Genomic DNA, 11,486 nt, shown 5'->3' with positions numbered 1-11,486 from the left:
TCCCTTTTTCAGCCACGGGACTCTCTAAAATAGCTGATTTGGTGCCTTTCTATCATCGTTTTATTTTGATGAAGCTAGTTTAGCAAAGTTTTCTGACAATTTCAAGTCTAAAAATCATTTTCTGACAATTTATTTTTATACACTACTGCTGCCGTCTGAGATTCAAGTGATTTTCCGATGATTTATGCTTTTGTTAGCTCTTAATCCTCTATTTTAGCTGGTCTGTTCATTTTTCGAGAATCCTCTTTAAGCTCCTTAAAAATTTTCTAAAAAATATTGTAAGCCCTTTCTTGGGGTGCTATAATAAATTTAGAAAACTTTAATTTGCAAATAATTTTGTCTCTTGAACCCTCTTGCATTAGAAACCTGACGAGATTATTTGCTGGCATCCAAGAAGGGGAGGTCCTATATGGAAGCGAAACACCGTGTCAAAATGCACAAGGTAAAAAAACACTGGGTCGCTATCGGCATGACGGTTCTTGCTCTGACCAGCCTAGGAGCTGTCAAAGTTAGCGCTGATGAAACTAGCCCAGTAGCGCAAGCCGATTCAACTAGTCAAGTCCAGCCAAGTGCTAACAAACCTGTTGCTACTATCGACACTACTGCTTCAGTTGACAAACTGGATAACCAAACAGAGGAATCGACAAACCAATCTGATACTAGTTCTGACACCACAGTAAAGGCTAGCGATTTGGCTGACTCTGTCCCAATGGACCAAGCCATTCCAGTCGCAGAAACTAACAATGGAACGGCTAACTCTGACAAGCAAGCTACACCTGCGGACCAAACTCAGCCCCAAGCCCAGCCAACAAATACTGAACAACCCGCTACAGAAAGGCTTCAAGTCAACCCCAACCTACCTAAGGGAACTTCATATCGTGGTTTCCACGAGGTCAACGGTAAGGCCTACTATTTCAACGACCAAGGCGATGCTGTCGCTAATCAATTTGTAACCTATCATTATATTTCGCCAACATTGATTGACCCTTATAACAGTCCGCATTTTGAAGTTAATCACTATTACTATTATTATCTTGATGGGGATGGTCAAAAGGTTGGTGGCTGGCTAAGTTTAAATAATGAACGCTACTATTTTGACCCTGATAACTATCAACAGTATCGAAATACTGTCAAAAAGATTGGCGAGAGCGTTTATACTTTTGATAATGAGGGTCGAGTAGTCCCCAATGATTCACCTGATATTGGAGTAAGTTTTACTGTTCCACTTTACCTTAAAGCAGACGAAAGTGGAAAAAAGTTTTTGTATGTGAGGACTTCTGATTATAAGATAACCAATCAAAAAGGAATTACAAAATTTAATGGTGCCTACTACTACTTTGCAGATGACGGGGTTGTCTTTACAGGGCTGCAAAAGGTGGGAGATAAGGAGTACCGTATTAATGGTGAGGGTAAGATTGTTGCCGTCGTTGATAAAGATGATAATATTACAACTGCCTCAGGAGAAAAATTTGAGAGTGGAGAAATCCACTACAGTTCTGATGCTACTGTCTGCTTCTTTGTGACTTCGGAAAATAAACTTGGCCGAGATATCATACTTGAAGGTAGCATTAACGATTATTACGCTTTCATGCGAGTGAAATCTCACCCTGGTCCATTCTACTTTGACCAAGACGGAAAAGCTTATAGTGGCTTACTCAACCGTAATGGTGAAATTCTCTACTTTGCTGATCCTTTTAATGCCGCAGTGAAGAATACAACAAAAACAATTGATGGTAAGACCTATACCTTCAATCAAAATGGCCGAGCAACATCTATTGATGGTATTCCACTAGAGCCACCAACAACTGCAGGCTGGCATCGTTGGGATAGGGAAAGATACTACGGTGACGGTCAGGGTCATAACCTTACAGGCTTCCAAACCATTGAAGGAAAACCTTATTATTTTCAAAACGATGGTCGCTTAGTAGAAAATCAATTCTTTAGTCTTGATAATGGTTCCACCTGGTATTGCGCTTCAGAAGATACTGGTGAAATCCTAAACGGTTTAGCTAAGTTCCATGGCGATACTTATTTATTCAGACCAGATGGCAGTCAAGTCAAAGGTACTTATGGTGAATTTAATGGCAACTGGTACTACCTTGATAAGGATAATGGTCAGCCGCTGAAATTCTGGCAAACCATTGATGGTACTCTGCGCTTCTTTGATGACCAGACAGGCGTCCAGGCCAAAAATGGTATTTACACTATTGAAGGAACCCAGCTTCGTTTCGATGAAAATGGTAATCCTTTCACCCTAGATGGCAAGGCCTACAGCCTCCCAACAGGCTTCTACACTCGAAGTGGTAAAACCTACTATCGCAATGAAGATGGTAGCAACGCAACTGGCTTTAAGACTATCGATGGTAATCTATATTTCTTCGATGACGATGACTACGAAACCGGTCAAATGTACCAAAACGACGATAAGTCCACTCTAAACGGATCCTACTACTTCGGACCTGATGGTAAAGCTGTTAAAGGATGGTATATTGTTCGAAACAATAAATATTATTTCGGCGATAATTATCGCAGAGTAGACAATGGTTTCCGTAAAATCAATGGTAAGCTCTACTATTTCGGCTTCTATGACCATGTAGGAGACACTCTAAAAGGGCAATATAAGGCTGATGGTTATGACTTCTACTACTTTGACAAGGAAAGCGGTCAAGCCCTGACTGGTTGGCAAACCATTGACGGACTAAAGCGTCACTTTGATGAAAATGGCGTCCAATCTAAAAACGGCTTCTATACTATCGAAAATAATGCCTACTACTTCGATGAGGATGGTACGCCAGCTAGCAATCAATATAAGGAAATTCAAGGTAATTGGTACTACTTCAACAAAGATGGCCATATGTTAACTGGTTGGCAAACCATTGATGGTACCAAGCGCTACTTCGACGAAAAGGGTGTTCAAGCAAAGAATACTGAATTGACCATTGATGGGGTTTCTTATCACTTTGATGGCGGTGGCAATCCCAGCAAAGTCTGATTAAGTCTTATCAGTCCAGACAAAAGGACCTACTCCGATTGGAGCGGGTCCTTTCTTTATAGCTAATACTCGTTATGTTTCAAAACTTTCAATTTTGATACTTTCTAACCTAGCCAGTTTATTAGTGATTAAAAGCCACTGATAAACTGCGATAATCGCTAGAGCGAGTTCCCTAGTCACCTTACTCTTTCATTTTCAAAATAGCATCGATTTTGAAAACGAAATGTCGTAAAAAGTATTATGAAATATCTTTTTCCGTAATTGTACCATCAAGGGCATTGATGGTATAATCGTATTCTGTATCCCCTCGCTTAAATTCGATTTCATAAACAGGAATATCATCATCCGAATCACCTTCAACCTTGAGAGATTTCACATCAGATTCCGTAAGACCAGCATCTGACAGCGCAATAGACTTGGCATCAGTTTCAGTTAACTTAGCGTGATGCTTGTCATCATTATCACCATCCTTAGCATCATTTTTAGAATCCTCATTAGAATTGGCTGGATTTTTTTCTGGTGGCACTCCATTACCTGGGAAGGCAGGCTTTTTACCATTAGGTAAAAGCGGTGGTGTTCCGTCCGGCACATTTCCTTTACTGTGTTGGATATAGTCTTTCGTTCCCGTTACAGTTGTCGTATGTCCATCAGAGGTGGTTACTGTATAGGTTTTACCTTTACGAATATCTTTGCTTGAAAAGACAACATGGTCAAAATCCACTTCAGATGTTGTCTGGGCAACAACTCTTCCCTTAGAATCAGTTATGGTGATAGTATCGCCTGCAAGTCCGGAAACAATAGCTGAAACATAGGCCTGCTGTGTGCCATTAGAGAAGCCTTGGAAAAATCCCATATGTCCGATTGCCCAAGCTGTACCGCCAGAAATCAAGGCATCGCCATCATGATCCAGTGCCGAATTGTAATTGGTAATGTTTTGTGATTTGAGACTTCCTTTGGTGATAATAATTTTACCATTAGAATCTACGCCATCGCCATAGCCAATAAGGGAGATATCAGCCCCCTTAATAAAAATACCTAAGTCGTTTTTGATATCGGAAGGACTGTTTTTCAGTTTTGACAAGTCAGCATCATCCTTGTCCGTCCACTCAGAAGCGTTGATCCCATCATCGCCTGCATTGATTGTGATGTTCCCCTTCTTCAGATTCACAAAGCGGCCTTCAATCCCTTCATGACCAGAGGTGATAGTTATGGTTGATGCGCCATCTACTGTTACCTCATCGTAAGCTGCCAGTCCTTTATGTTGGGCGTTAATTGTTAGGGTTGAATCTTCAATTTTTAGATCTGCTGAATTGACATCGCTCTCATCTTTAACTTTAATACCGTCATCATCAGATTTAATCGTGATGGCAGAGCCATCAATAGTAACCTTTTTAGTAGCATGAATGCCGTCTTTAGCAGATGTTAAATCAAGGTTGACTTTTTTAACTTTTAGGTTATCTGCCTTGATGGCATGCCCTACTGTACTTTTCAGTACCAAGGCTGCTTTATTTTTACCTGAAATATAGAGAGCCCCTCCTGCTTCAATCGTGTTTGCTGTTGAAGAAGCCAGAGAACTGTCCGAGAGGATATTGAGCGTCAAATCTTTGCGGGCAGAAATATTAGAGTCCCTTAAATCAAGCGTTTTAAGATTGAAGGTTACTGCATCAGTTACATTGTCTGCAATTCCGATGCTATAACCATTGCCAGAACCCGTCAGAGTATAAGTGCCTGCTTGATTGATGGTAATAGTTTTCCCATCAATGGAGACCCTTGACGAGTTGGACTGCGCATTGGCATCAGCAAAGGTAATCACCCTTGCTCTTTGTGCATCTCTATCACGGCCACGTGCTTCATCCCAGTCGTATCTCTCATGGTAATGCGCCGCATCGGCTCTGATGACATCTGAATCTATAGCTGAATCAGCTGTTTGACTGCTAGGGCTGTCTGTGTCGGCAGCAACAGATTCCGTATCGGTATCAATGTCAGCAGCATCAGCTGTTTGATCGGATGCTGCAGTGTTTTCAGTATCAGAAGTGCTTGTTTGGCTGTCAGCTGCTGTAGGGGGCTCCTCTACAGAAACCACCTTATCACTGCTGTCACTAGCAGCAGTTGCCTCGTCAGCTGAGGCAGGTTGACTGGCTCCGAGTAATACAATGGTGCTAGCTAGGACAAGACCCGTTACCAAGCCTTTTGAGGACTTGCGTTTAATGTCATGTCCCTTGCTCTGAGAAAACGCAGATCGGTTGAAAATGTAATTTTTATTCATAATATAATGTCTTAACCCTTTCTAAAAGTGTTGTTACCAGTTTAACGGGGATAATTTACAAAAAGTTAAACGTCCGGCAACAAAGTGGAAACAAAATGATGACAGCTTTGACATCTTAGGTGATAGATCAGCTCTTATCATCCTGCGAAAGACCCATAATCCGCTGTTTTTAATGAATAGAGGCAGTTGTCCTTCTTCAGACATTAACTAATACTCTTCTAAAATCAAAAAGATACTTCGTTAACTCACTTTGCCGTACGTCAATACTATCTGCAGTTCGTTGCCTCGTCTGTTTTTGATTTTCATTGAGTATAAAATAGTTATTCATACTATTTTATCCTAGTTAGCGAGGGTGCTAGGCAACTGCCAGGACGGTTGCCGTTAGGGAGTCAGACAGAAAAAAAAGGCTTTGACAATCATCAAAACCTTCGTGGTCCCTCACTTTCTAATTTCAAGTGTCGGGCTAAAATAGTCTACCGGACTATTTGACTACCCCAGCAAGGGTGATTGGCTGTCCTTCTGTACCTCAAAATGGTACCAAGACAGCCGTCAACTACTGCAACCTGATCTCCTTAGCGGCTGGGGTCTCTGTTCCTTGTTTGCTTTTGATTTTTTCATTGAGTATTAGATAGGTCTATCAAGTCTGCCTTCTCCGCAGCCAGGCCTTTCTAATTTCTTCCAGGAGGAAGATTGGGATAGGGCAGAGAATGAGGATGCCCCATTCTAAGCTAGTAATTGGTGCAGTGCCGAAGAGACCATTAAGGAAAGGGACATAAGCCAAGAGGCTGAAGAGGAGAACTTCAATAGCCAGCCCCAAGTTGATGGTGCGGTTGGTAAAGAAACCGCGCTTAAAGATGGATTGGATTTTGGTCCGACAGTTCATGACCTGACCGATTTGACAAAAGATGATGGCACCCAAAGTCATAGTGGTCGCTTCTCGGTAGAGCTCTCCATTCGCGGGCAGGTTAACTAGGCTTTGTCCATGCAGAGCAAAGACTGCAAAGAAGGCAGCCATGGCCACTAAGGCTTCCATACCGCCATACCAGAGGAAGGACTTGACCAACATCTTGGAATTGATGAGCCGGTCTGTCTTGGCTCGTGGCGGCTGGTTCATAATACCTTCTTCCGGCTGTTCAACCCCCAGTCCCAGAGCGGGCATCATGTCACTGCCTAGGTCGATGGCCAGAATTTGCATCACGCTCAAGGGTAGAGGCACCAGACCTTTAGAAAAGAGGAAGACGGCCGAAGGCACAGCTTCCGATGTGTTGCTGTTGAAGATATAGCTGAGGAACTTCCGTAAATTACTGTAGATGGCTCGGCCTTCTTCAATGGCCCTAACAATGGAGGTGAAGTGATCATCGGTCAGAATCATATCTGCCGATTCTTTGGCCACATCTGTACCGGTAATCCCCATGGCAACACCGATATCGGCCTTTTTGAGGGCAGGAGCATCATTGACACCATCGCCTGTCACAGCGACAACATGACCCAGAGCCTGCAGATTGGTAACAATACGGAACTTTTGTTCAGGGGCAATCCGAGCAAAGATGACCTCATCTTTCAGAGCTTCCTGCAGTTCCACATCAGACATATCAGCCAGAATACGGCCGCTGATAACCCGCGGCTGCTCAGTCTTAACAATGCCGATACTTTTGGCGATGCTGACAGCCGTCAGGTCATAGTCACCTGTCATCATGATGATCCGGATATCCGCTGCATGACACTTGGCAACAGCTTCTTTGACTCCTTCACGCGGAGGATCCTGCATAATCAAAAGTCCCATGAAGACCATATCCTTTTCAGCCGTGTCAATCGCTGCAGCCTGAATACGAGATTCATCATCATAGATCCGACAGGCCAGAGCTAAGACCCGTAAGCCCTTTTGGGCGTAGGCATCGTTGGCTCGAAGAATGGCTGATTTTTCCTGCTCATTAAGCTGACGGATTTGACCATTTTCACGAACATAGGAACTGAGCTCCAAAATTTCTTTTGGGGCACCCTTGGTGAAGGAGGCTGTTTCTTTGCCATCAATGGCCTCTGACAGATGATTAAAGGTGGTCATCCGCTTGCGGTCCGAATCAAAGGGCAGTTCTTTAAGGCGATAGTTTTCTGCTTCATTGTCCGATAAATCAATCCCAGCCTTCTGCGCAGCTACTTCCAGGCAGGCTTCGGTCGGATCCCCCAGAACAGTATAATTAGGATTATCAGCATTGGGACTGCTGATTTTGGCATTGCTGCAGAGCGTAGCTCCCCGCAAAAGCCAATTGAGATCAGTATCCTGACTGGCTCTTACTGTTTGGCCGTGAAGAAGAACTTGGCCAACTGGAGCATAGCCAAGACCTGTCAGTTTGTATTCCTTCTTAGTGGTCCATAGATTATGAACAGTCATTTCATTCTTGGTCAAAGTTCCTGTCTTATCGGAACAGATAACAGAAGTTTCTCCCAGCGTTTCTACAGATGATAACTTCTTAACCAAGGCATTCTGTCTGGCCATTCTTTGCACAGCCATAGCCAGAGATAGGGTAATGGTTGGCAGGAGCCCTTCTGGAATGAAGGCTACAATCATCCCCAAAGAGAAGATAAAAGCCCTGACTGGGGGTTCCTTGACAAAGAAGACAGAAGCCATAAGGAAAAAGATGCCCACACTCAGAGCAATGACCGAAATCTGCTTGGTTAGGCGATCTACTTCTTTTTGCAGGGGACTCTTCTCATCTGCAACCGTTTGAGTCAAATTAGCAATTTTCCCAAACTCAGTCTGCATGGCAATCTCGGTCACCACAACACGAGCCGAGCCATTGGCGACTGTCGTCCCCGCAAAGACTAGATTGTCGGCCTCCAAAGCGGTCACATCACTATCTGTGACAAGTCTGGCATTTTTGCGGACGGGGTTGGATTCCCCTGTCAGGGGAGATTGGTTGACTTGGAGATCGGTCGAGAGAATAATTCTGGCATCGGCTGAAATCTTGTCCCCTTCTTCTATCAGGAGGATGTCACCGGGCACTAAGTCTTCGGCTAATATTTTCTGCTCAATCCCGTCACGGACAACCCGAGCATAAGAAGGAAGCATATTTTTCAAGGCCTCGGTCGCCTTTTGGGCTCGATTTTCTTGGATAAAGCTGAAGACGCCGTTGATAACATTGACCAGCCAGATGGCAATCCCTAGCTCAACAGTTCCTGAGAGAATGGCCACCAAACCGCCAATCCAAAGAAGAATCGCCATTAGACTGGTGAAATTCTTCAAAAATCTGAGCCACTTGGATTCTTGCTTCTTGCTTTCGAGAAGATTCTTACCAAACTGAGTCTGACGTTTAGCCACTTCTTCATTGTAGAGACCGGACTGTCTAGTCGCCAAGGTTTGATAGACTTCTTCGGGAGTGAGCCCTTGATAGTTAACACTTGGATCAGTCATGTAATCGCCTTCTTTCTAATGACACCTACATTTTAGCACGATTTAGCAAAAATGGAAGCAAAAAATAAAGTGAAAATCATGCTTTCAGGATTCTGGTAAACCGTTCAAATCCTTATGACCATAGGATTTTTTTGAATTCTAGGAAAAACTGTTCAATTTTTAGATAAAGTGTCTATTCTGTTATTGTTTTTCCAAAGTTTGCTTAATACTCATTGAAAATCAAAAGCAGAGTGGCTATTGTTGCAAACCAAGAGTTTTCAAATCTTAGATTTTTCTTGCCCGTCAGAAAATTTTGATTTTCGTGAAGTATAAAACTCGACTTCTGTCTTTTACCCAAAAAAGAGGTGCCACTAGGGCATCCTCTTTTAAGGAAATATAGTGTGTTAGAGGGTGAGCCATAAGGCTCTGATTTAGGCTTAATCTTCCTCACGTCTCTTGGTGCTGCCCAAGAGGGTTGCCACTGTGAAAGCCAGAATTCCTGCACCAAAGACTGCTATTCCGTAGTCTTTGGTATCACCAGTCTGCGGCAGGGTCTTTTCAGAAGTTACAGCTGCTGGTGCTGGATCCGTAAGCTTAACAGGTGTGACGGCCTGCTTAGAGCTTGACTTTTGAAGTGGTTTTTGTGGTTTGGTCACCGTAAATTGTTGGACCACTAGATTTCTGTGCCATTGAACTAGAGGAACAGCTGGAACTGTTGGTTCGATTGGCTCGTCCGGTACTTCTACCTCCTGCAGAACAGGCGGCGTTGGTGCAATTGGCTCGTCCGGTACTTCTACCTCCTGCAGAACAGGCGGCGTTGGTGCAATGGGCTCAACTGGGGCCGTCGGGGCAATGGGCTCGTCCGGTACTTCCACCTCCTGCAGAACAGGCGGTGTTGGCGCTGTTGGTTCAACTGGGGCAACAGGTTCTGTCGGAACCTCTACCTCCTGCAGAACAGGCGGTGTTGGCGCTGTCGGCTCAACTGGGGCCACGGGCTCGTCTGGTACCTCTACCTCCTGCAGAACAGGAGGCGTTGGCGCTGTCGGCTCGGTCGGAGCAGTTGGTTCCTTAGGTTCTTGAGGAACTACTACAACACGCTTTTCAGGTTCGGCTGGTGGAGTTGGAGCAACTGGTTTAACTGGTTCTTGAGGCCTTTGGCCTGGATCCTTAGGGAAACCAACATTTGAGTTGATGGCAAACCAATAAATCGTTGGTTCATAATCAGCATTGCCCCCCTTAGCTGAGAAAACAAGATGACCGTCAGTCAGTTTAACACCGCCGCCGCCATAGTATAAATAAGGCGATTCTGAATCATCCCATCCGCGCAGGGTCGGAGTGGACTCCCCATTAAAGACGGCGCCGTGTTCAATATATTGGTTATCATTAACCGAGGTGACTTCCTTAGTGTCAGGGTTGTAGGTTACACTTGAGTTAGGAATAGCGACGAATTCCTTATCACCGATATTGACAAACTCTTGGTGTTCTGTGCTCTGGAACTTCTTCTTAGGCGTGAAGGTAATCAGGCCACTAGTAGGATCAATCGTATAAGTACCGAGGACATCATCATTACCATTGAATTGATAATCTTCCGTACCAGTAGAGTGGCCGTTGCCGCCGCCTGAAGCATTGACTGTAGTCGCATCTGTGACAATGCCGTCTTCTGGGGCAAACATTTGGCCATTCCAGCTATATTTTACGGTAACAATTTTCAGTGGATTGTCTGCTGAGTAATCAACGATGGCACCATTGTCAAAGGTAGCACGACCAGATTTCACAACAGGCGCACCGTTGTTTAAGGCTGGAGAACTACCGTCTGCGTAAGGATTCCAGGTTCCGCGAACCGGATTGCCGTTGATATCCTTAGCTTCGACAACCAGCTCACGGGGGTTATCGGAACCATTAGCATAAGCAGCCCCTGTCCAGTGGTTGAGAGAGTTAAGAGCCAGTATGGCCTTGCGCTGTGACAGGTCATATTTTTGACCGTTTTTATCATAGAACTCAACATCAACAGTAATCCTAATTTCTTTTTGGGGATCATCTGTTGAGGCTCCCACGGTCAGGGTGACAGTAGGGTCACCATCAACCTTGGCAATCCCTTTGCCATTCGCTGAAGGCAGTTCTTCAACTGTATAATGATAGACGACCTTAGTAATAGGTTGGGGCTTACCGTTGATAATCATTTCAGATTGAGACAAGCCGTCATAGGTAACTGTGAACTTGTCCCCTTCTTTGATAACTAACCACTCTGCTCCCTTATTGTCCCAAGGGCTGTTGGAAACAATATCGCCATCTGTCAGGGCATTAGAATCATATTGTTTAACAGCACTAGCGCCAAGGCGCTGCTGAGCTTCTTTTTTCAGATAGGTATCAATGCCTGTAATAGTATGAGTCGCATTTGGTTCCTTCAGGAAGACTAATTCTTGCGCTGCTGCTGCTTCGGTCAGACCATGGTCGGCTATGAACTTATTATAGGCTTCCTTGGCATTTTCATACTGAGCCAGTTTTGTCTGATATTCTTTGAGTTCGATTGTATATTCAGACAGGGCTTCCTCATAATCAGCCTTGTCTTTTTGATACTGCTCAGTTTCACGGGTATAGCGCTCTTCTTCGGCTTGATTGAAGGCGTCAGCTTCCTGTTTTTCAGCTAGCTTACTGTCGTACTGCACCTTAGCGATATCGTACTCAGCCTTGTCGGCATCGTACTGAGCTTTGTCCTGATCGTACCGGACCTTAGCTGCATCATACTGGGCCTTGGCCGCGGCATACTGGGCCTGCGCCTGGACATTGGCGGCGTCTGCCGCTGCTTTTTCCGCCAGCTTATTGTCGTAGTTGGCCTTATC

The 11,486-nt window shown here is 44.5% G+C and carries 4 protein-coding genes; 1 reads left to right on the top strand and 3 read right to left on the bottom strand.

What is annotated here, in order from left to right; all coding sequences use genetic code 11:
• The first annotated feature begins 409 nt into the window (after nucleotides 1-409).
• Nucleotides 410-2,992, top strand: a complete 2,583-nt coding sequence (locus BS63_RS0110320; protein ID WP_019790194.1) for a KxYKxGKxW signal peptide domain-containing protein — start codon at nucleotides 410-412, stop codon at nucleotides 2,990-2,992.
• Nucleotides 2,993-3,230: 238 nt separating this feature from the next.
• On the opposite strand, the gene BS63_RS0110315 is transcribed toward BS63_RS0110320, so the two are convergent.
• The 3 genes from BS63_RS0110315 to BS63_RS01000000111175 form a co-directional block, all read right to left on the bottom strand.
• Complete coding sequence (locus BS63_RS0110315; RefSeq protein WP_028798578.1) at nucleotides 3,231-5,258, bottom strand: carbohydrate-binding domain-containing protein; 2,028 nt, start codon at nucleotides 5,256-5,258, stop codon at nucleotides 3,231-3,233.
• Between the two features lie 637 nt (nucleotides 5,259-5,895).
• A complete protein-coding gene (locus BS63_RS0110310; RefSeq protein ID WP_019785126.1) occupies nucleotides 5,896-8,667 on the bottom strand; it encodes a cation-translocating P-type ATPase in 2,772 nt (923 codons plus the stop codon).
• Between the two features lie 416 nt (nucleotides 8,668-9,083).
• The coding region (locus BS63_RS01000000111175) for a GbpC/Spa domain-containing protein (protein ID WP_032798624.1) at nucleotides 9,084-11,486 on the bottom strand (2,403 nt) is incomplete at its 5' end.

Source organism: Streptococcus sobrinus DSM 20742 = ATCC 33478, assembly GCF_000686605.1.
In the GTDB taxonomy this organism is placed as follows: domain Bacteria; phylum Bacillota; class Bacilli; order Lactobacillales; family Streptococcaceae; genus Streptococcus; species Streptococcus sobrinus.
The sequence above is the reverse complement of the archived record's forward strand: the minus strand, read 5'-3'. Positions and strand labels throughout refer to the sequence as shown.

Bases quoted from the DNA above. Each gene is read 5' to 3' on its own strand.
- BS63_RS0110320 (WP_019790194.1), top strand. From the start codon at position 410: ATGGAAGCGAAACACCGTGTCAAAATGCACAAGGTAAAAAAACACTGG.
- BS63_RS0110315 (WP_028798578.1), bottom strand. From the start codon at position 5,258: ATGAATAAAAATTACATTTTCAACCGATCTGCGTTTTCTCAGAGCAAG.
- BS63_RS0110310 (WP_019785126.1), bottom strand. From the start codon at position 8,667: ATGACTGATCCAAGTGTTAACTATCAAGGGCTCACTCCCGAAGAAGTC.